The 22,308-nt window shown below is 33.8% G+C and carries 16 protein-coding genes; all 16 read right to left on the bottom strand.

Translation table 11 applies throughout. The features are described from left to right. Positions 1 to 93: 93 nt before the first annotated feature. Entirely contained in the window at positions 94 to 1,230 is a 1,137-nt protein-coding gene (locus AC6H33_RS04370; protein WP_497605737.1) for a Fic family protein, read from the bottom strand. Continuing rightward, positions 1,227 to 2,951 carry a P-loop NTPase fold protein gene (locus AC6H33_RS04365; protein ID WP_497605736.1) on the bottom strand — a complete coding sequence of 575 codons (1,725 nt, stop codon included), beginning with the start codon at positions 2,949 to 2,951 and terminating at the stop codon, positions 1,227 to 1,229. Before AC6H33_RS04365 ends, AC6H33_RS04370 begins: the two co-directional genes overlap by 4 nt. Before the next feature lie 141 nt (positions 2,952 to 3,092). Further along, positions 3,093 to 5,033 (bottom strand): tetratricopeptide repeat protein, encoded by a 1,941-nt coding sequence (locus tag AC6H33_RS04360; protein ID WP_497605735.1) that lies wholly within the window; start codon positions 5,031 to 5,033, stop codon positions 3,093 to 3,095. Further along, positions 5,033 to 7,801: an ATP-dependent DNA helicase gene (locus AC6H33_RS04355; RefSeq protein WP_497605734.1), complete on the bottom strand. Its 2,769-nt coding sequence runs from the start codon at positions 7,799 to 7,801 to the stop codon at positions 5,033 to 5,035. The genes AC6H33_RS04360 and AC6H33_RS04355 overlap by 1 nt, the downstream gene beginning before the upstream one ends. Positions 7,802 to 7,803: 2 nt before the next feature. After that, positions 7,804 to 12,645, bottom strand: coding sequence for an Eco57I restriction-modification methylase domain-containing protein (locus AC6H33_RS04350; protein WP_497605733.1), 4,842 nt, complete (start codon positions 12,643 to 12,645; stop codon positions 7,804 to 7,806). Then, positions 12,642 to 15,461 (bottom strand): DEAD/DEAH box helicase, encoded by a 2,820-nt coding sequence (locus AC6H33_RS04345; protein ID WP_497605732.1) that lies wholly within the window; start codon positions 15,459 to 15,461, stop codon positions 12,642 to 12,644. The genes AC6H33_RS04350 and AC6H33_RS04345 overlap by 4 nt, the downstream gene beginning before the upstream one ends. A 308-nt stretch (positions 15,462 to 15,769) precedes the next feature. After that, on the bottom strand, positions 15,770 to 16,117 hold the full coding sequence (locus tag AC6H33_RS04340) for a hypothetical protein (protein ID WP_497605731.1): 348 nt from the start codon (positions 16,115 to 16,117) through the stop codon (positions 15,770 to 15,772). After that, positions 16,117 to 16,464, bottom strand: a complete 348-nt coding sequence (locus tag AC6H33_RS04335; RefSeq protein WP_497605730.1) for a hypothetical protein — start codon at positions 16,462 to 16,464, stop codon at positions 16,117 to 16,119. Before AC6H33_RS04335 ends, AC6H33_RS04340 begins: the two co-directional genes overlap by 1 nt. Positions 16,465 to 16,610: 146 nt before the next feature. After that, entirely contained in the window at positions 16,611 to 17,225 is a 615-nt protein-coding gene (locus tag AC6H33_RS04330; protein ID WP_497605729.1) for an OmpA/MotB family protein, read from the bottom strand. A gap of 1 nt (position 17,226) precedes the next feature. Continuing rightward, complete coding sequence (locus AC6H33_RS04325; RefSeq protein ID WP_497605728.1) at positions 17,227 to 17,862, bottom strand: hypothetical protein; 636 nt, start codon at positions 17,860 to 17,862, stop codon at positions 17,227 to 17,229. 2 nt (positions 17,863 to 17,864) lie between these two features. After that, positions 17,865 to 18,446, bottom strand: coding sequence for a hypothetical protein (locus AC6H33_RS04320; protein ID WP_497605727.1), 582 nt, complete (start codon positions 18,444 to 18,446; stop codon positions 17,865 to 17,867). A gap of 2 nt (positions 18,447 to 18,448) precedes the next feature. After that, positions 18,449 to 18,697 (bottom strand): hypothetical protein, encoded by a 249-nt coding sequence (locus tag AC6H33_RS04315; RefSeq protein WP_497605726.1) that lies wholly within the window; start codon positions 18,695 to 18,697, stop codon positions 18,449 to 18,451. Between the two features lie 281 nt (positions 18,698 to 18,978). Beyond that, positions 18,979 to 20,184, bottom strand: a complete 1,206-nt coding sequence (locus tag AC6H33_RS04310; RefSeq protein WP_497605725.1) for an IS3 family transposase — start codon at positions 20,182 to 20,184, stop codon at positions 18,979 to 18,981. 53 nt (positions 20,185 to 20,237) lie between these two features. Continuing rightward, on the bottom strand, positions 20,238 to 20,507 hold the full coding sequence (locus AC6H33_RS04305; protein WP_497605724.1) for a hypothetical protein: 270 nt from the start codon (positions 20,505 to 20,507) through the stop codon (positions 20,238 to 20,240). Positions 20,508 to 20,631: 124 nt separating this feature from the next. Next, entirely contained in the window at positions 20,632 to 21,741 is a 1,110-nt protein-coding gene (locus AC6H33_RS04300) for a phospholipase D-like domain-containing protein (RefSeq protein WP_497605723.1), read from the bottom strand. After that, positions 21,738 to 22,148: a hypothetical protein gene (locus tag AC6H33_RS04295; protein WP_497605722.1), complete on the bottom strand. Its 411-nt coding sequence runs from the start codon at positions 22,146 to 22,148 to the stop codon at positions 21,738 to 21,740. The genes AC6H33_RS04300 and AC6H33_RS04295 overlap by 4 nt, the downstream gene beginning before the upstream one ends. Positions 22,149 to 22,308: the final 160 nt, after the last annotated feature.

Here is a 22,308-nt window from a genome sequence, read left to right as displayed (position 1 = left end):
TCAATTTGGAGTTTAAACTCGAACTAAAAAAAACCTTAGTCAAGTTTGGATCCTTAACTTTGACTATGGATTTTCTTAGTCAAGTTTTGTGCATTAACTTTGACTATAAATATTTAAATATCTTTCAAAAACAAATAGTTTATTTCTTTCATAGCCAGTCACCTCTCTTAGTATCCCTTTTGATTCAAATTCTTTTACAAGTTGATTAGCTGTTTGCTTACTAATACCCAAAGGTTCCACAATATCATTAACCATAATAATTGGCTTTTGATACAAAAACTCTATAAGCTTGCTTGCATTATGTGCTTTTTTACCGAATCCAACAATAAGTGCATCCATGTCTTGTTTGAGAGACAAAATTGCTTGAAAAGTTTCAATTCCACTATTGGCAGTAGAGATAACTGCTTCTAAAAAAAACTTTATCCATCGCTCTATGTCATTACTTGTTCTAACAGTAGTTAAAGCTTCATAATAAGCAGTTTTATTTTTTTCAATAAAATCAGACAAATATAGTGATGGCTTTTTTAGTAAACCATTACTTACCAAATAAAGCGTGATAAGAAGTCTGCCAATTCTTCCATTGCCATCCAAGAATGGATGTATAGTCTCAAACTGATAGTGTGCAATTGCAATTTTTATGAGGTGTGGCACAAAAATCTCTTCATTGTGCAAAAACTTTTCCAAATCACTCATAAGTTCATCCACATGCATCTGATGTGGAGGAATGAAATACGCACTCGCCAAACTCGCGCCACCTATCCAGTTTTGTGATTTTCTAAACTCTCCAGGCTGTTTGACTTCACCTCTGACACTATTAAGAAGTATTTCATGTATTTTTTTTATCAGTCTATTGCTAAGAGGTAAAGTATCAAGCTCTTTCACTGCATAATTCATAGCATCTACATAGTTTCTGACCTCTTGCCAGTCATCTCTTTTTTCTGGATCAATTTGTTCTTTTGAGATAAGCACTTCGTCCATCTCTGTTTTTGTGCCTTCAATCTTACTCGAAGTATTAGCCTCTTTTGTGATGTGCATTTGTATAAATATATCTACATTTGGCACTATCATAGTAAAAGCATTAAGCTCACCAAGTGCTCTTGTTGCATTTTCAAGCATGATGTTTATCTGTGGATCATTCCATGTAAAAGTATGATTTATGCTATGAGGCAAAAAACTTTTGTATTGATACTCTTGTTTTAATGTGCCTGATTTAAAATCTTTTAGGTTCATAGTTTATCTCCAATCAATGTGTCTTTATAGCCAGCAATAAACTTAATTCTTTTTATCTGATAGGCATTGCTATTTTCATCCTCTTCTATCAAAGCTATTGCTTCTTTGATTTTAGCTATTCCTATTTTTAAATTTTCCATACTACTGTGATGTCTCAATAGATAAATTATTTTTTCTAAAATTTCTGGCTTATAAAGTGCTTCCTTATAAAAAGTAACTGATAAACTATTAATAATATCTTCTTCAAAAGCACCATAGCCCTTATTCGACTTAATTTTTTCTAATACTTCTTGTAGCTTATCAAAATTGTAGTTAATCTTTTTTCGTTCAGATAGTTTTTCCTCTATGTATGGTTTTATTGCAGGAATTTCTTTTTCAAAACTCTTAAAAATATGCATGCCATAAATATCTTCTATTTGCATGTAGGAATTGTCTTTAATAGATAAAACCTCTTGTACAAAAGATTTTACACATGTTTCTAGAAGATTAGTATATTTTGACTTATACTGTTTATCTAATTCTTTTAACTCGTTTATATAAAATAAAAAGTTACTAAAAGATGTTTTTCTGAAAATCACTGAATAGTTTTGTTCAAGAAAATCATAGACTTCTTTTATATACTCATCTTTATCTAAATTTAGATTATAAAGCATATTATTTTGTAAATTATGAAATTGATTTTCGACAAGAGCTTCATCTTGTTTTTCATCTAAACTTTTAACTGTTTGTCTTAAAACTTCTATGTCAAGTATAGAATTATTTATATATTCCAATACTACTAAATCCATTTCATCAACATGATATAAGATACCCTGCTGAGTCATATAACTTAGGATATCCTCATAATCTTGATTGGATTTAACTTTTGTATCTTCATCAAATCTTCGACTATACGTATACTCTTGTAAAGATTTAAATTCAGTAGTAGAGAACTTATAATAGGGGACCAATATGGATAGAACTTTATTCAAAAAATCTTTTTTTGTATTTGCAGAATAATCATTAAACTTTATATCTTGAGATACTCTATTTAAAAATCTAACTACCTTTTTCATCACTCGTATATTATTTAATCCAACATTTTGACAATATTCTAAGAATTCATTTTTAAACATTTCCATATTATCTTTGATAACTTCAAATGATTCATCAACAGATGGTCTAAAATGAAATTCAAAATCGACTATTTTCTCTTTATATTCTTTATAGATAGCTATATCTTCTGAAATTTTCTCTTCATTTAGAATAAGAATTATTTGACAAGAAAACTGTTCTTTTAAAACAGACAAATAACCAAATATATCTTTAATATCTAATTTATTAGACTTTCTTTCAAAATCATCAATACATATAACGACATCTTCAAAGTCTTTTTTCTCAAACAGCGACATTACTGAACTAAGCATTGAGCCAGTTAGTCCAAAATTTGAATCATCTTCTTTAAAACCTAAAGTTGTTTTTACATCTTTTAATTTGTCTCTTATAGATGATAAATGTTTATCTTTGACTGATATCTGAATAATAATATCTTTTTTTATATCATCAATACTATCTTTACCAAACAATGATACATAGGCATATTGTTTCTCACTTAACTTATCACTTTTATATTTATTCCAAAAATGAGTTTTGCCAGTACCCCAATCACCTTTTAAAGTAATCACAAAAGATTCATAGTCATTAAATAATTTATCTATCTCATTATATATATTTTCTTGCAATTTAAAACCTCTCTTATTGACTACTTTTAATGATACATAATATTGAAATATTTTCTTAAATATATTCACTTTGCTATTCCTGCTTGACAATTACTTAGTCTAGTTTCGTTCCAAACCTTGATTAATTCATCAAAAGAAGCCTCAGAAACTTTCACTGTAAGCCTCATCTTCAATATCTTGTTCATATTTATCAATTCTAATTGCTTTCCATCCCCAAGTTTTTTTTGTCTTGTTAAAATTCAGTACAGTCAATCCTTCTATACTATCATTGTCTTGCATTTTGAAGTGCTCCACCAAAGGTCTATCAATAAATACATCACTGTCAGTAAAACCAAATCCATTAACAATCCTAACAGTGCTTTTGAAGTTTTTTGCGATTGTGCTACTAATTTCTTTATCTGTAGGCACGCATGATAAGACACTGTGTTGTATGCCTCTATCATTTTCATGTGAGGAAAGTTTAAGAGCAACGATATCAGACACCTCAAACTTCAGTGGATAGTCAGCAAAATATAAAACACCATCAATCTTTCTGTCTACAATAAAATGTGCAAGCTTCTTCTCATTATTGACATAATCGATTATTCCAATATATTCGGGGAATATATCCCATTTTAGTGCTATATCTCTTGGCTCAATAAGATAAATTTGAAACCGATTTTCTGAATCGTATTCACCTTTTATTCTCAGTCCAGCACCCTGCTCCATCTTCTTAAATTGATATCTTTTTTCTGATACTGAAATTTCGATAGGAGTTGACTTTCCAGTTATAGAAATATATATTTTTCTTTTAGGTTTATCAGGGCTTCTTGGTGTTGTAAATGTATTGCCAACAGATGCATTCAGCCATGGAAGACCATCAAATAGCAATGATTCTGCAAGACTAATATGTTGCTTGTAAAGTGCCAGATTATTTGTCGTAGCAGTTGCATTGGCATACCATTCACTTTGCTGATAATGAACGAGTATTTCTGTTAATTTCCAACCCTCACTCTCTCGACTTTTTATTGCTTGATTAATTTCATATTTTGCTTCATTAAACATAGATTTTTGAAGAAGTAACTCTGCAAGTTTAATTCGTACACTCGCAAGAAATTTATCTTCACTTCTACATAAAAGTGCCTTGCAATAACAAGAAAAAGCTTTTTCTCGATCAACATCTATCAATGTCTCTGCTAATAAGTCCCATGCCCAATAATCGTTTAGTTTTGCTTTGACTACAGATATTGAAAACTCATAAGCTTCCTGATTATAACCCAGACTATGCAGTAGTTTTGCTTTGTAGTAAGTAAGCCAAAAGTTCTCAGGAAACTTACTTATTGCCATATCAACAAAAGGAAGAATATATTCAATATCAACTGAAATATTTTTAGACAATGAGTCTTTCGCAGCATGCTGAATAACCTTTTCTGCAATGCTAGGATACACATTGCCATTATCAGCTTTATAAGGTTTAAAATCATCATCTGTTAAATTATTCAAATCCCAAAGCTGTAGAAATGAAACTAGGTTAAACCCCTCTTTTCCGATTAGTTTGTCGGAAAGCTTTAAAAAAAGTGAATGTAGTAATGATGGTCTTGGATTCTGAAGCTTGATATATTCAAATAACAATTGTTTTGCCGGCCCAAGCACAATTTCATCATGGTTAAAAAATTGTTTTCCATGCTTGTAAAGTTCCCAACCAAGACCCTCTTGGATAAATGGATCATTCGGCGAGGTATTCATAGCATAGCGGTATGCTTTAATGGCTTCTTCATGATTACCTTGTTTGCTAAGTAACTTAGCATCATTAATGACCTTACTTGCAGGATTTGAAAGATTCAATACATAACTGACACTTTTCATTAAGATGTCATCACTGCGGTCCAAATTTAAACCTCGAAGCTCGGAAGCTAACGACTGTGCAAATTCAACATCATTATTAGTAGATGCAGCTTTTATTAAGTCTATAATCGTCCATGCCAATGCTTTTATGTTCCATGGATCATTAGGAGTGTTTAAAACAAGTTCTCGACCCATATCTAAAGCATCAATTAATAATCCGGCCTTTCGTTTTTCAAAAACTTCTTTGCTTGTAACCATTATCCTAACTCGCTTGAAAAGATTTGATTTAAATCACGTATTAATGCCACTGATGTGCTATTTTTTTTCTCTTCCATGAAACGTGTAAATTGCTTTTTTCCATTATAATGAAAATTAAAACTTGCAATCTCATCACCTCTAGAAAACATATATTTTTCCAACCATAAATGGGACGAGATATCATCAATCTTAATATTATGAGCTTCTAAAACACCACATAGTAACATATAAAATTCTTCTAGGAACGGTTCTGAAAATTCGAAATGTTTCTCAACCGTATCTTGGTTATGTGTCTGTTTTATAATGATTTTTTTGTGATGTAACGATGCTAAGAGCCCCACAAGCTTTTCTGATAAATCATTTTTCTCTTGCCAAATAATATTTGATATCTCTTGCTTACTTGTATAGTAGATGTTTATTCTAGCCCGTTCTTTTTCATCAGATAAAAAGTATGCTTCTTGGTAAGGATGATGTTGAATATCTAAAATATTAATATGTTCAGGCGTAATTGCACTAGACACATAATTAAATATAGTCATTAAAAATGAGTTACCAGCCTGAATGCCAAATAGTTCTTTTTGACTTGCATCATCTTTACTTTCAACTGAAAGAGTAATATCATCTGCTTCCCTTACTGCTTCTTCAAAAATTCCCCCTACAGCCTTCATCCCACTTGTAAGTTTTATATGTGGTTCATCTAAAAGATAAAGTTTTTTGGAAGTTCGAGTTATTGCAGTGTATAGCCACCTATAATATGTCGCATTAAGAAAGCCCATGTTGGTTTGACAATTTACAAATACATTATTCCACTCACTACCTTGTGCTTTATGACATGTAATTGCATAGCCAAACTTAACTCGCATAGGATTAAAGTAAGGATCACTTCGTAGCGCGTCTTTAAACTCTTTTGTACTGGGTCTTAAATAAGGAAGTCTCATCCTAAAATCAACATAAAGAGCTTTATGCTCATCAGAGCTTAAATTAGGCTGTTCAGAATAAAGCAAATTTTCAATGATTTTACACTGGAAAAAATGCGCTTTATTGTCTGTATCGTTAAACCCTACAATAGCATCTCGAAATACTAATGTTATATCAATATTTTCTACTTCACCAGTCACTTCAGATTTTCTTTTTATACGTACCAATCGAGTTTCAGCTAATGGAGCTACCTCTTTGACCAATCCAAAATCACCATTTGAAATCAAAATTTCATGTTGTACATTGTTGGAGACAGACATTACTTTGTCTCCAGGAGCTAAAAATGGCTGACCTACAAAAAAATGCTCCCTTACTCTACGGTTGTACTCAGATACAGATGCATTAGAGTGCGCTATGATGATTGACTCACCATTGATTTTATTATCGCAAGATTCAAGATATTTGTTCATCAGGTTGACATGTTCAATATGTTCAACATCATCATAATCCATATTAAAATCTAGTTGATTCCTAACATCATTTTTGAGATTACTGCGTAATTGCATAGCATTTTCCAGAATCCCACTGTTGTTCGCTTGGCGAACTACTTCAGTTAACTCAAAAGAAGCTGCCTTGAGCTGATGTTTTTCTAATAAATACTCCTCACTTAATGCAGGTGAAAATTTCATTCCTACTGGAGGAAGTTGAGCATTATCACCGACAAATATTATTTTCTTATCATGGTCATTATTGTCCAAGTTGATATATTTCAGTAGATCCCGCAATAAAAAACCAGAACCAAATCTAAAGAATTCAGCTTCTGAGTAAACATCTGGAATCATGGAAGCTTCGTCGAAGACATAAACGGTTTGTGCTGGGTCTTCATTGACATTGATGTCATAATAGAATTTGTAAGTTTCCGTACCATCTGTATTTTCAGTTTTGAATTCTTTTATGTCAGTATTTGAGTATATAGACTTATGAATTGTATAAGCTTCTTTCCTAGTCTTTGACGCGATTACTCTAGCAGCTTTTCCAGTTGGTGCGGCTAATCTATAGTTTCTTCCCGTCAATTCGAAGTAGTCTGTCAAACCTTTAAGAATAAATGTTTTACCGGTACCCGCATATCCTTTCAATAGGAACAAATGTTTAGTTTTATCCGATAAAAAAAGCTTCAGCTCTTGCACAAGTTGATGCTGCTCATCAGTTAAATCATACTCGGAATAGATGTCTTCAATATCAATTCTATTGTTGATTTCATTATTGCTCAGGCTCATATTACTGGCAATCTGCTCATTTACAGTTTTAAATTGTAAAGTTTTTTCTTTATTTTCTTGTGTAGAAATATGTATAGCAGTTCTATTTTTATCTTGTTCTTTTTGAATAACTTCTTCTAACTCTTTGATGGTCTCTTGAAGTTTGTCAATTTTAACACCTTGTTCTGCCGGCTGAACGAACTCTTTACATGGTTGTGATTCAGACTTTGAATAGAGTGCATTATACCAACAAGCCATCAAGTATGCCTCTTTCAAAAGCCACAAAGCATCATCACTAGAAGCCTTGCCTTTGTGTGCAGCTGTGTTGCCCTTCATTCTAATAGCATGTAGTTTCTGCAGTATAGATTTGTCAACATTATCTTTAAACTCTATATTTTCCAAGCGATCATAAAAAGACCAGCTACTCTCATAATAAAATTGTTGTTTTGCATAAATTGTGTTGACAAACTGCTCACTAAAGATACGCAGTTTGATAATCGCGCTTACAGGATCAGAGTATACATATGATTCAGCGAATGCACCCAATTCCGCTAGCTGTGGTAACTGATTTCTCAATACATCAAAGTTACTCATTGTTATCTTCCATCCCCTCTTCTCTCAAACTCAGCCCATGCAATTTCATAATCTTTTTCTCTGTTGCATTTGGCAAATGGGGCTACATAGATTATGGTTCGTTCTATTGGGCCGTTTGGTACTGTGTCGTCTTGGATGGTGCGGTGGATTTCTCCTTCACTCATCTCTTTTATATCTTCCCAGCCTAGGGGTTTTTCTTCTACTAAGCCATTAATGACTATTTTGTATGGAGGGGCTTTTTTGTCTGCGTTTCTTGGTAAGCCTACTCCTGTGAGGCCTTTGCTGACTGTGAAGACTATTCGTCCGTTCATGTCATAAAATGTTTCGTTTTCGTTTTGTTTAAGCACTGGAAATTGGATGCGGTAGATGGTTTTTAGCTCTTCTAGTGTGAGTCCTAGTTCTATGGCTACCAGCACATCTATCTCAACTAACGCTTGTCTTCTTTCATAATCTGTTCTTAGAGCTACATGCCGATTCCATGTGGGTGTTAAATCTTTAAAAAAGTTATGATTTAATCTTGGGTCATCTTTTTTAGTCCAATTATCTGTTTTAAAGTCTTCTTTGAATTGTTCTTCGTAAAGTTCTGAATAGTGAGTTGTCAGGCATGTTAGCGATAAGTTTCTAGTAATCATCTCATTATTAATATCAAGTAATGGAAAAGTTTCCCATGTATAGTGAAGATTTGTTCTACCCGTTGACTTTAGAAAAAAATCTGCAATAATTGAAGAGCTTAATATGCTTAGTTTTATCAACATAAAATTATCTTTAAATACGATAGATCTTACCGCATTAGTATGAGCAATTTTTTTTGCAACAATTGCACCAGTAAGTGTTCTTTCGCTTGCACTTCCTACCATTGCTCTAAAAACAATTCTATAAAATTCTGTTACTTTCATATTATTACCAAAATCAACACTTGGTATTCTGCTTTCATATTCATTGCTATGTGGAATATAATTAGTTCGAGGTAAGTAATCACTGCTTATACTAGTTAAATCTAGAACATCATAATCTCCATTTAATGTACAAACTTTTCTTGGTGTTTTATAATAAGGGTTGTTAACAAAAAAATGTGGTCCTGATATTATTAAGTCTTGTGAAGAATTTACAAATTTAGTATTTCGTTCCATTGTTTCATCTTGTTGTGCTGTGGTTTCATTCCAAAATTGGGTTGAATAGTATTCTTTTTTTATTCCACTTAACCTTTTTGGATAATCTGCAAATTTTTCTAAAACACTTATGAGTTCAACTGAATGAAGTGCTGGAAGTCTAGCCTGTAAATAATTTGTCCCTTCATCATCATATAGTTTAGCAAAAAGTTCTAGTTCAATTTTTTTTATACTTACAATTCTACTTTTATGTCCTTTTATGCTCCACTTGTTTTCATCATCTTTAATACCATCAACAACAGTGTTCCCATGATCTTCAAATGAATTGTCAATTGTCTGAGGTAAAAATAGATTTGCAATAGTTTTAAAATCAATATTTCTATTAGAATTATTAAAAATATTCGTACTATATTTTAAATGATGGTCCACTTCTGCAAACAAAGTTAATTCATTGATGTATTGAAAGTGATACTTCAATCTTTTATATATTTCAACTCTTAAAGCTCCCCCTTTTGGATCATCATAAACACCCTCAGGATGCAAAAATCCACTCACCCCTTTACTATTTGCCACATTCCAGCCAAGAGGTAAAAAACATTTATAAAGATTTGATTTACCATCAAGAAGCGGATAGTTTGAGTTTGAACCTAAATAGTTTTGAGTAGCTGACGAACTTTCATATTCACCAATATACTCTTTTTCTAAGTTTGGATACTGTTCAAAAGTTTCAACTCTCAAAGTATTTAATTTACTCGCACTAAACTTTCTTATATCAAAAAGTGGATTAGCTTCACCCATAATTCCGCTTTCATTCCACTCCACTTTGAGCCATGGCGGATTTCCTAAAATCAAATCAAACCCGCCATTTTTGGCAAACACATCACTAAACTCAAGCTCCCAATGCAAAAACTTTTGTGCATGGCTCACTCGTTGAACTATTTGAAGTCTTTCATTTTTGGCTATTTGCTCATGAACATCTATAAAGCCTAGTTCTGTTATTTGTTCAAATTTGAGTTCATCGTCTATGGTTTCACTAAAGAGGTTTTTGTCAAAGTCCATGATGATGTCGTCTCGTTTTTCTACCAAAAGTGAGATGTCGTTTAAAAACTGCTCTCTTGATGGTAAAAACTCTGCTTTGTCTATGGGCCAAAACCATAAACTACACCAGTAGTCCATCACTGTTTTGAGTCTCACATAAGGACTTGAACTTTTTACATCTGCTGAGAGTTTCTCTTGTAAAAATACGGTGTCTTTGTACTCTATGTTAGTCTCTCGGCTTTGTGCTTTTGGTTGTCCCCATACATGTAGAGTGTCGGTTGTTTTTTTCTTCATGTCGTAGAGATGTCTTGCTTGTTCTTGCCAAAGTTTGTCTATGGCTAGGCTGAGTCTGAGGAGTTTATCTACTTCACTTTTGGCATGTGGTTTTATGAACTCTTTACGCCATTTTTCAATTTTGTCTATCTCATCTTTTTTGAGTGATTTTACTACTTTATCTGTGTAACTTGCCATCGCTTTGTCGCCGACTAAGAAGTGATACACTTGTGAGTCTATCTTTCTTCCTGCACTTTTGTCATCAACTTTTTCTTCTACTACAGTAACCAGTGGCAGTTTTGTAGGGTCTTCAAAAAGTGAGCCAGATGATTGCCCAAGAGTGACTTCTCGTTTTTTAGTGAGCCATAGAGATTTTGGAGAGAGTCTTTTTGGTGCATCTTCATACCAAATGAGTGCTTTTTTCTCTGCTTTTAATTGATGTGTTTCATACACTTCTCGCCTCGCACCTATGAGAGAGTTTCCATTTTCAAGCTGAAACCCAAACCATGGCACAAATGCACCCGCTAAAGCATTGAGCCAAAGAGAGATTTCTGCTAGTTCTACGGCTGTTGGGTTTAGGTCCACTCCGTAGACATTATTGTCGGCGATGTACATTTTTACTTTTTGGAGTTCTGATACATAGTCGGCATGTGGAATCTTTTCGCCAGATTCAACTTGCTTTTGATGTAAATATGCCTCTGAGAGTTGGTTGATAGCTTCATTCAAAAAGGCTGCACTTCCCATGGCTGGTTCGCAAACCGTAAGAGCTAAAATCTCATCTGCACCTTTTGCTATTTTGCCATGTTCGTCAATACCAAGTAGCTCTTTGAGTGCATATTTTACAAGTGATTTGGTGAGAACTTCTGGTGTGTAGTAAGAAGCTGATTTTTCTCTATCTCTTCCTGCGAGGCGGTAGATGAATGAGCCTTTTTTGTAGGCTTTGATTGTTCCATCGGTGTTAAAAACTCTCTCTGCTTCTTTGTATTCATGGAGTTGTGCTTCTGTGACAAAGTAAGCATTTTCTAGCTCTGTTGGGTTGGAATCTGCTTTTTTTACTTCATAAAGTTCCTCTTTTGCGATAAAACCTTTGTAACTTAGAAGTGCTTCATAAACTGCTCCAAGTTGATTGATGCCAAGATTTGCATAAGAGATTCTTCCTCTGCCTCTGTTTCCTTTTTTCTCACGACTAAGACTAAGACTTTGGATAATCTCTTGCCAGATATGATTTCTAAGTTTTACACCATTGAGTATGGGTGTCTTGTTTGGATCAAAGAGATGTGAGCGTAAAGGTGAGATAGCAAACAAATCTTTCCCTGTCATATTTGCTCTATGGCTTACTCTGCCATTATAAATCATGTCAAAAAGTAATGATATGCTCTCATGGAAATAAGTGCCGTTTTTATCGTTATCTGTTAGAAGTGGCATAAGTTCTAAATCTCTTAGGCTCTCTAATGAATACCCTTTTATGAAGCTTTGAGATTTTGAGGGGATGAAGCCTAGTTCTGGACGGGATTCTATGTAAAATAAAAAAAGAAGTCTGTACATGTAACGCAAAGATTCTCTTGTGAGGTTTGCTTCGAGTTCTGGTGTTTGTAAAAAATCGGGATTATTTTTTGTTTGAAAATAAAGTGCTTCATTTCCTAGAAGTTCTACTGCACTTCGCAAAGAGTATTTCAAATCCTCTGTGACACCAAACGCATGTTTGTGTGAGTTTTCATCAAGAGTATCAAGCAGACTTAGTCCATCTTTTGGAGCAAGAGATTCTTGATGAAGAAGTACCGTTGTAGCTTTGAGAGTGCTGTCGTCTTTTCTGCCGAGTATCTCTTCGAGGTCGAATCGCAGGTATCTTTTTTGCGCCCATTTGGCTCTCTCTATGAGCACTATCTGATAAGGTGAGACGAGCATCACCCAGCGTGGAGGCTCTGAGAGAGTAAATATATGCGAAGTGATGATGGCATCAAAATTCAACTCACCATTGTAGTCGTCAAGCTCTTTGAGTTGCTCTTTTTCTAAAGTAGTAGTCAGCACATCGCAACTCTCACTGCAAAAACTCTCTAATATCCAAAGATATGGACTGCCATCAGATTTATCTACACTGGCAATTATAGGAACGGCCAGCTCTCCTAAATCTTTTGTGGTGAAAGAAAAACTGTAACCGAAGATGTCCAAAAATGATTTGTAAAACTCTCTTGATAAACCTAGCTTGTCTTGGGTAGTATTGCCTTTTTTTTGAAGCTCTTTTAACAGCTCAAAATAATCAGCGCCAATACCCCTGAGCTTTTTATACGGTGTTTTATAAACATCACTCTCATTCTCTTTTTCTTGCCATGATGTTATTTGCTCTTTTATATCACCCTCAAAAATTTCGTTGAGATAGTGGTTTGTATAAAACTCGTTTTCGTTGGATATACCGATTAGATTCATTTTATACCTCTTAGAACTGCTATTACTTGGATATACGGCTCTTTTTCTATCTCCATGGTCTCTTTTATCCAGTTATGATAATCTTTAAATATATTATCTATCTCTCGTTGTTTTTCTAATTTTTTGGACTCTTGATCAAAATCCATCTCAAGTTGTCCCATGTGTCGAACTTTTAATTTATCAAGTCCATCAAGATGATTTAAAAGTTCAGTACTCATGGCATCATCATAACTATCTCTTTGTGCTTGGATATATAATATGGCTTCATTTATAGCTGTTGGTAGATTATTTTTTATGCTTTCAAGTTCAAAATCTGTTGCACTGTTTGGAAACTTCTTAGTGTTTAGCTTTGTTTTTTCAAGCACATCAGACAAGGTCAATATAGAATCAAACTTATTGTGAGTAAACTTCACACCTATCCATTCATCAATAACAGGTTGTGCTTTTTTATTTGGTATAAGACCGCTTATGATAAAAATCTGTTCATTTTCTTCTAAAGTATTTAAAGTTAGAACTGGTGCTTCTTGTCTGTTAAAATTGCTTAATAATTTATCTTTTATCCATTCAAGAAGTGGATGTTGTTCCCAAAGATAATGAATGTTTGGCCATGCTGTTTCATTTTTTCTGGAATTTTTTATCTCGTCGTTGATGGTTTTTAAATCATTTGTTAAGATAAAATGCCATTTATCAGGGATAACTTCACTTGGCAGCATTTTAAATCTGTATTTTAAATCTTCCAGTTCTGATGCGTGGAGTTCTATGCGGTCATGCTCAAATCTTGCATCTAGCTTTTGAAATTGTTGGATGTATTTTAAAGCGTTAGCTGTGTAGGCTAAATCATCTTCGTAAAGAGATAAAGATGTTCCAAACTCAATTTTTGCTGCTTTTGGTTTTTCTTCTAGGGATTCGTTTAATGCTGCAAAAAAATCAAATTCTGAGTCTTCGATGTTCGCATCAAGCTCTTTTTCAAATGTATCTGCATCTTTTTTAGTTTCAATTGCATTGGCAACGATCTCTTCCTCTTTTTCTATGCTATAGACATTCATAAATGCACTTGGATCGCCAATATTTTTGGCTGCTTGGTCATCTTTTTTTATCAAAATATCTAAGATTCGATTGTCGCCTTTAAAATCTTCATCTGAGGAAGATGTTTGCATGTAATAGATTTCTGGCTCTTTTTCTTGCCCGTATCTGTCAACTCTTCCGTTACGCTGTTGAAACACCATAAGCGACCATGGAATATCAAAGTGGATAAGCCTGTGAGAGAGGTAATGAAGATTGATACCTTCACTCGCTACATCTGTGGCTATAAGAAGTTTTACTTTTGAGTCTTCTTGCCCAAAATCTTCTACTATTTTATTTACTTCAATATCACTCATGGAGCCTGTCATAGTGACTAATTCGTTATCTTTTAGCTTTAAGTCATGTTGAAGATGCTCTTTTAAAAATTCAAGTGTCTTAATACGCTCTGTAAAGATGACTATTCTATCATCTGGAGCTTTTTTCCATTTCATTTTTTTGTTGATAAGTTCTACTAACTCTTGATATTTTGAAAAACTATTAATATCTACTTGCTGTAATTTTTCGAGTAAAATTTCAAGTGTATCAATATCATCACTGTAGTCTTCATCAAGTTTTTCTACTCTTTTAATTCTGTTTTTAATTGATTCTATACAAGCTAATGGAGAAGAGAGAAGCGATTTTATGAGTGTAGTTCTAAATAGTTCGCTCCCTGCTCTTTTTTTGCTGTCAAGTGTTTTAAATGTCAGGTTTGAAATATAGTCAAAAACATCCTCTTCATAGATAGATGCATTTGATTTGATAGTAAATATTTGTCTCTCTTTGAATTCATCTTTTACTTGGTCTGCAATATCTTTTTTAAACCGCCTAATTACCAGACCTTTATCTTTGAAATCATCTAATGTGTAATCATTTGGATTGGCAATAGCTGTTGGGTCGAGCATGTTTAAAAGTGATGCGAAACTTTTGGCACTTCCATCATGTGGAGTAGCTGAGAGCATCATCAAAGTATCACATCTTGAAGAGATAAGTTTTGCTAGTTTTGACTTTTGAGAGCCTGAATTTCTATCGGCAACATTATGAGCTTCATCTATGATGATAATATCCCAATATGACTGTTCTATGTATGAACGATAGAGTGCTTCTTGCTTAAGAGTGTCTATGGAAATAATAGATTTATCATAGTAAAAAAATGGGTTCATATTGGCTGGAATTTTATTTCTAACTCTTTGAATACCTTGAGAATCAAGACGAGTCAATGGTATAGAAAAACGGTTCCAAAACTCTTTTTGAAACTGTGTTAGCATACTTTTTACAGCAAGAACAAGGATGCGCTTGCCTTTACCTCTTTTCATAAGCTCTGTGGTTAAGATACCCGCTTCAAGAGTTTTACCTAGTCCAACCGCATCAGCCATAAGGATTCGTTGCCTTGGCTGACCTAGTGCTTGAAGTGCCGGCTCAAATTGGTAATCTACTTTATCCATAGCAGCATGATGTGCTCTATGAATCTTACGGTCTGTAGGAACTACATCTTTTAAAAGAGATTCTATGTAGAGAAGAGACTGCTGGTACGAACTTGATTTGTCTATGATAAATTTAGTTTCAAGTGGGTCTATGATTTGAATATTTTTTTCATAGGTCGTTAGGAATATTGTTTCTTTACCCTTAACAAAGTTAGAAATACCACTGCAAGCCAACTCATAACCATCATCAGCGAGTATGTCTGCTCTTCTAATTACCCATTCTGCATCTCTTATAATTACTCTTTGACCTGGTGTAAAAGACTTATGACTCATATGTTTTCCAATTTTTATTCATTGAGTAATATATTACAATAATGTTTCTTGTTGTACTATATTTAATAATAATTTTTTTAAAATTCTATAATATTATGTCAGCAATAGATGAAAACTCTTAAAAACTATATGTCTGTTAAATCTGGCTCTTAAACTCTTCAATACTCTTATGAACAACCTTAGCAGAAGATGTCAACTCTCTAGTGTATTTACTATTTGACATTTTCCCCTCACTTATTATTCGTAAAGCATTATAATTAAGGCCTAACTTTTTATGAAAATAAAAAATTAGGCCTTTTGAATAAACTCTACTCTCTAGGATAAACTATAGCGCTCATAGTTGTTTTGTAAACAGTTCCCACAAGTGCGTAGGTCCAAGACTCTTTAATCTTTACATCTGTAATATAGCCATTGCCAGCTTGTGCTTTTAGCATTTGGTAGGCTTGTTCATGGCGTTCATTTATATCTATTGGTATAAAAAGCAATAGCTGGAATCCACTCGCAGAGGCACTTATTTCTCTACCTTTATCTTTTGAGCCTTCATATGCTACTGGATTTGGAGTCTCAATATAAACAGGAGTGCCTGAGCATCCAACTATAAAAAAACCAAAGATAGCTAGCGAAGCAATCGCAATTATTTTTTTTATGTACTTCATTATTTTATCTCCCTAATCGCATCGCCTTTAATGGTGACATCTCTGCTTGTACCGATAATCCACCATAGCCAATCTTCCTGATATGTTACATTGATAAGCCCTGTTGAACCCGGAACGCTCTTTAGTGCGTTTTCATATGCTCTATCAACTCTTGAGTTTAGTCCCATTGGCACAAAATAGTACGCTGTTCCTAAAAGCCCCAAAGAGCCACTAGCACTTCCCTCTGCTTTTCCTAAAACTTCATATTTTTTTGGTTGTTGCGGCGCAATGGTTACATTGTGCGATGAACAGCCAGATAATATAAAGAGTGTTGCAGTTGCCAATAGTGGCAAACTTATTTTTCTCATTTGTATATTCCTTTTATTATTTTTTATTTTTATAACAAGAGAGAGTTTTTTCTACATGTTGAACCTCCCCTTGATATCGAAATATGAAAAAGTATAGAAAAAATTATGGACGCATAATGTCTAGAAAAAACTTTTTATAAAAAGCCTTATTTTATGAGGACTTTAAACTCCACTCTTTTGGAACTCTCTTGGTCTTTAACACTTGAGTTGTTCATATAAAGCGGCTTAGAAAATGACATGCCATTTGCTCTGAGATTTGCCTCCAGCCACTTTTGGTTGTTCGTAACAGTGCTATCTTCTAAGCTATAGCAGAGCGCTAAAACATTACTTGCTCTCTCCTGAGAGAGATGCATATTTTTTATATAAATCTCTTTTTCGCTGCTTATTGCTCCCCAGCCGTTAGATGTATGTCCCTCAACTCTTAGCTCATCAATCTCATCTTTGAATTTTTCAATGTTTAGCAGTCTGATATAGCGTGGGAAAAAATCTTGAAGTATCTCGTAAAACTGCGGCGGTACTTCAGCACTCCCTGTTTGAAATGGCGAGTTAAAGCGCATGATATTATCTTGCGTAATGACTGCCTGCCACTTTGTTAAATCCATATCAAACTCTTTATGCAGTGCTTTGTTTAGCTCTATTTTATAGCTCTCTTTTTTGCTGAGAAGTTCATATAAAAAAGAGATGGAGATAAACATAAATATCATCATAAGAGCAGACATGACATCTGCTATGCTTACCCAGCTGTTTTGGCTATCGTTCATTTTAAAGCCTTTTGTTTGCTTCTCTGAGCAAGAGTTGCATGTTCTCTTTTACAATCTCAGTAGTCTCTTCAAGCGAGATTTTTACTTTATCGCTAGATGCAACCAGATTGTCTGTGAGTTTTTGGATACTTGCCTGTTCACTCTCTTTTGCGAGAGAGATTTGCTTAAGCTCTTTGACAATATGACCAATACTCTCTTGACTCTTCGTTATATGGCTTTTATAGTTCTCCTGCCAAACAATCATATTTTTAACGGCTTCATTAAGCTGCTTAAAGTTATCTCCAAACTGCTCAGTCAGGTTGTTGTTAAAATCTTTTACTACCTCTTCGAGTGCGCCGAGCATCTCATCTTTTTTGGTTCTTTGCGGTTTATAGATAGAGAGAATAATAGAGAAAAAAATTCCAACTCCAGATGTAATAAAGGCAGTTTTTAACCCGCCTAAGAGTTGGGGCATACTCTCTTTTATGTTTGTTACATCAAAGTTGAAAAGACCTATTGCTATTCCGATAAAAGTTCCAAGTATTCCAAGGCTTACTATCTCATTTTTGAAATTCTTGTTTGAATTTTTATCTAAGCTTAGTAAAAAAAATATCACTATAAGAGCCAAGATTATATACATTATCTGATTATTTAGCATTATTATTTTCCTTTTTTGTGTGCATATATTTCATTAAATACTTCAACTTCTTGTTGATACTTTTTTACCAAATATGGATATTTGTATCTATATTTAAGTGCCAAATTTGAAGCGTCATATGTTAAGAGTCTATTTATAGTCTCTTGAAACTCTCTTCTAAGGGATGGATAGTCTGTAAAAAAGACTAACATTGTTTTATCATTTAGACGATTTCGTATCTCCTCATGTGCTCCGTGAAGCAGCCACAACTTCTCTAAAAGTAGTTTTTCATCATCTTTTAGTGAATCAACGGCTCTCATGCTTCCAAAAATCTTTTTATTTAGCCCCTTAGATAAAAGCCATCCTATTGCAAAAACAACTACGCCCCATACTCCGGCGATACCAACACCAAATAGACCGATAATGCCAATGACGATATAAACAAGAACAGAAGAGATAACAATGCTGATAACTTTCTCCTCAAGTTTTGCACTTGTATCTTTTTGCAAGATGTTATCTTCAATATTTTGAGAAGCCGTCTTTAGCTTTAGTGTCCAGATACGGTACTCTTTAAAAAGCCTGTCCAGCAGTTCTATTTTTGCCATCTCTAGCCCAAAAGCTCTAAAAATAGAAATACCCCAGATGCGCCTAACACACCTTTGGCATAAGCGTTTGATCTCTTTTTTTGTTCATTTAAAAGAGCCTCAAACTCCTCTGAAGTAAGGTCCTCTTTTGTCAAACCTGCTTCTTTAAGCTCTTTGATGACTTCCTTATGAGCATACTTCTCTATCATCTCATCATACTGAGACTGTGTTGCGCTTTTCATACTTTTTAGTTTTTCTGTTAGCTCTTTCATCTCTTTTCTCCATTGAAATTATTAAGAGATTATAGACATACATATAGACGCATTTTGTCTATAAAATATTTTTATATTGTGGTTTGTTGGTGTGAAAAGAAAAGAGAGATAAAAACACGCATAAAATAAATTAGGCCATTTACACCTAATTTATGACTGTAAGACAAGGCTTTATATGCCTTTTCGTCTAAGAATCGTCGGCATTTCCAAGTCGGCATATAATGGCCTGAAAAATCAAGACAACTTTTCAGCTTAATTAATTTCCACCTCTAGTTGCTACTTTATACTACACTTTTTAAATATTCAAGATAGAGATTCATTGGTTTTTGATAACCTATGCTTGAATGAAATCTCTTAAAATTATATTTGTACATGTAAGCGTTTACACCTTCTTTTAACTCCTTGATTGATTGATAGTCACTGATATAGATATTGCTATGCTTGAGTGTTCTGAAAAAGCGTTCTATGACAATATTATCAATAGATCTGCCTCTGCCGTTCATTGAGATTTGGATGTCATGTTGTTTTAAAGTTTGAGTATGCTCATAACTTGTGTACTGACTTCCTTGATCAGAATTAAATATCTTTGGCTTTGGATATTTATTTAGTGCCTCTTTGAGCACATCTGTAGCCAGAGTTGCATCCATAGAGTTGGAAATCTTATAAGCTAAAATCGCTTTTGTATGCCAATCTATAACTGCTGCAAGGTACATAAATCCACCGTTAGTTCGGATGTAAGTGATATCTCCGCTCCATACTTCATTTGGTGTTGGAACATAGACTTGTTTAGTTCGGCCTGTTCTTGTCCAGTAAGGTTTGAGTAAATACTCATAAATCTTGTGCTCTGGATTTTTGATGCTAGTCAAACGCTTTTTCGTTGGATAAATCGCTTGTATCCCCATAGATTGCATATATTTAAGCACTCTGTCTTTGCCTATGATGTAACCATCCTCTATGAGCTGTCGATAAATATAACGATATCCATACTCTGAGTTGTCTGTGGCTATTTCGTCTATAGTATGCATTATTTTTAAGTTCTGTTCACTGACTGGCACTGCTTTATAGTAGTGCGTTGCACGGCTTATACTTAAGAGTTTACATTGGGTTGTTTTAGTAAGTTCAAGCCCGTTCTCGACAAGTGTTTTACGCTTATTTAATGAGACCGAGCTCTCTAGCTTTTTTGATAGCCATTCCTTTTCAACAACCGATTTACCAAGTTGTTTTTGAAGCTCTGCTATCTCTTCATCTTTAGATTTTATTTCATCCTTGAACTCTTGAACCGCTTTTGCCGGTTCAAATGCCAATGAAGCATTCTCTAAAAACTGCTTCTTCCAGTTCTGAATAGATTTTGCTGTTATCTGATACTTTGTTGCTAGCTGATTTATTGTTTGATCTTCTTTTAGTAGCTCTAATACAATTTTTGTCTTCTGCTCCGCACTGTATATCTGACCTTTTTTTCGACTCATATTCATCTCCATATATTTCATATTTATTTTATCGTTTTTGGAAATAAATTAGGCAAATCTTCTGTCTTGATTTTTCAGGCCATTATAGCATTCATATCTAGTGGTTTGGTTTCATTTTTGCTTTTTCTGCTTAGTGAAATATTTCCAAGTATCGGCTCCTTGATCTTTCTTATCTCTTCTGAAGTAACTTCGCCATAAACATTTAAAATCTGCTCAATAGTTGTGCAAAATCCTTTGATATGTGCCAAATCAGCTTCATTATTTCCTGCATCTTTACACTTTTTGTATTCATTATATCCTGCTTCTAAACTCTCTAGAAGTTCTTGTATGGGTATCTGTATCATTTTAAATTCCTGTATATTATTTTTTAATTCTTATAGAAGTATAGCAATAATTTTTGCATGAATAATTTTAAGCCATTAATCTTGATATCCAATGACACCGTAAATAAATCTTCATTTTTTATGCTTAGTTGCATCTAGTATCTTTTGCGTCTGTTTGTCTGTCAAAGTCGTTGTCAATACCATCTATGCATGAGTTTATGCTCTGTGGACTCTCAGGATTTGGATCGTAGTGTAGATATCTCTCTGGAATCTTTTGCCATAGATCTAAAAAATAGTTCTTGTATTGAACTGCCAGTTCTTCATTTTTAATAATAAGCGTGTTCTCGTCGTTTTTGGAATTACCTGCTTTTGTAAAGTTCATAGAGCCACTTATGATGTACATATCGTCGATAATCATCGATTTGCAGTGCATCTTTCCTCCAAAGTTTTCCACTTTTGCTTCAATACCAACTTCTCGAAGAGAGTTGTGCGTGGAGTAAGCATTTTTTGCTGCTGAGGCATCTAAAATAATCTTTATCTCAACACCTCTATTTTTTGCTCTAAGAAGTTCATCTGAGAGTTCTTTGTGTGTGAGGTAAAAGATTGGTATGTATATATATTTTTTGGCACCTTGGATAAGTTTTTCTATTGCGGCATAAGTATTGGACTTTGGAGAGAAGTAGAGAGAGATGATGGACTCATCTGTTTTTATGTTTTCATAGCTTCTTTTACTTTTTTTAGTAGAAAATCTTCTCTCGTAAAACATCTCGCTAAACTCTTCAAGATAACCGTTTATGATTTTTTTCTCATCCGTTACTATAGCGTTGTTAGCGTTATATCCACCAGTTCCAGTATCACTTATATTTGAAGAGCCACTCCAAAGAAAAGAGCTATCGATGATGAAAAATTTATTGTGCATGATGTAGCTTTTGTGATCGCTTACTATCTCAAAAGAGCTGTAGAGTTTATGCGTATCGGAGTAGTAGTTGCCACCCTTTGAATCGCTATCCACAACTCCTTTAACACTAACACCTCTTTTTTTAGCTTCAAGAAGCGCATCAAATATCTCGTCTTGCCCTCTAAGCCCGTAAATCGCAAAAAGTATTTCATGTTTTGCATTTTTTATAAGCACAAGAAGCTCTTTGCCAAATGATGTTTGTACGGCTTGAGAAGGTAAATCACTAGGCGTATGTAGATAGAGACTCTCTTTAGCAAAAAGTGCTGATACGAGAAGAAAAAAAAGAAGCTTTCTCACTTTATCTCATCTTTAGATTTTTTATTTGCATACTTCGCCAAGATAAGGTCAGTGGTGTTAAGCAGCTTCTCTTTTTTTACAAGCTTCTCATGTTGGGAGAGTGGTAGTTTTACCTGCTTTAACTCTTTTGCTTCCTCTTTTTTTAGCTTCTCTTTAAACTCTTTGGTGCTAAGACTTTTAAGCATCAAAATATTGACACCAACTATTAGCACAATCAAAAACCACTTTAGAAGCAAAAGCTCAAGAATGCTCTCTTTGTTGGATATTTTAAGCACGCTAAAGAGGTCATTGTAGACACCAATTATCATCAAAATAAGCCCAAAAGAGACAAGAAGCGTAATGATCTGCTTTTTAAACTTTTGCCATAGCAAGTAGTATGTACCGCTTTTAAATATAAATCCGAGCATCGTTATTTCCTCATAAATATTTTTATTGAGGAAAGTGTATGTATTTATATGGACATATTTTGAGGATGAATTGAATTAAAGATTTATCTATGTATTAGATTAAGTAAAAACTATGGTTGTAACAATAATTTTTAGCTATAATTTTACAGTTCTATCATTA

This window comes from Sulfurimonas limnophila (genome assembly GCF_059705345.1).
The sequence above is the reverse complement of the archived record's forward strand: the minus strand, read 5'-3'. Positions and strand labels throughout refer to the sequence as shown.

Excerpts from the sequence above, each read along its gene's own strand:
- AC6H33_RS04345 (WP_497605732.1), bottom strand. The coding sequence starts at position 15,461 with ATGAGTCATAAGTCTTTTACACCAGGTCAAAGAGTAATTATAAGAGAT.
- AC6H33_RS04370 (WP_497605737.1), bottom strand. The coding sequence starts at position 1,230 with ATGAACCTAAAAGATTTTAAATCAGGCACATTAAAACAAGAGTATCAA.
- AC6H33_RS04325 (WP_497605728.1), bottom strand. The coding sequence starts at position 17,862 with ATGCTAAATAATCAGATAATGTATATAATCTTGGCTCTTATAGTGATA.
- AC6H33_RS04360 (WP_497605735.1), bottom strand. The coding sequence starts at position 5,033 with ATGGTTACAAGCAAAGAAGTTTTTGAAAAACGAAAGGCCGGATTATTA.
- AC6H33_RS04335 (WP_497605730.1), bottom strand. The coding sequence starts at position 16,464 with ATGAGAAAAATAAGTTTGCCACTATTGGCAACTGCAACACTCTTTATA.
- AC6H33_RS04340 (WP_497605731.1), bottom strand. The coding sequence starts at position 16,117 with ATGAAGTACATAAAAAAAATAATTGCGATTGCTTCGCTAGCTATCTTT.
- AC6H33_RS04350 (WP_497605733.1), bottom strand. The coding sequence starts at position 12,645 with ATGAATCTAATCGGTATATCCAACGAAAACGAGTTTTATACAAACCAC.
- AC6H33_RS04330 (WP_497605729.1), bottom strand. The coding sequence starts at position 17,225 with ATGAACGATAGCCAAAACAGCTGGGTAAGCATAGCAGATGTCATGTCT.
- AC6H33_RS04355 (WP_497605734.1), bottom strand. The coding sequence starts at position 7,801 with ATGAGTAACTTTGATGTATTGAGAAATCAGTTACCACAGCTAGCGGAA.
- AC6H33_RS04320 (WP_497605727.1), bottom strand. The coding sequence starts at position 18,446 with ATGGCAAAAATAGAACTGCTGGACAGGCTTTTTAAAGAGTACCGTATC.
- AC6H33_RS04310 (WP_497605725.1), bottom strand. The coding sequence starts at position 20,184 with ATGAAATATATGGAGATGAATATGAGTCGAAAAAAAGGTCAGATATAC.
- AC6H33_RS04295 (WP_497605722.1), bottom strand. The coding sequence starts at position 22,148 with ATGCTCGGATTTATATTTAAAAGCGGTACATACTACTTGCTATGGCAA.
- AC6H33_RS04305 (WP_497605724.1), bottom strand. The coding sequence starts at position 20,507 with ATGATACAGATACCCATACAAGAACTTCTAGAGAGTTTAGAAGCAGGA.
- AC6H33_RS04315 (WP_497605726.1), bottom strand. The coding sequence starts at position 18,697 with ATGAAAGAGCTAACAGAAAAACTAAAAAGTATGAAAAGCGCAACACAG.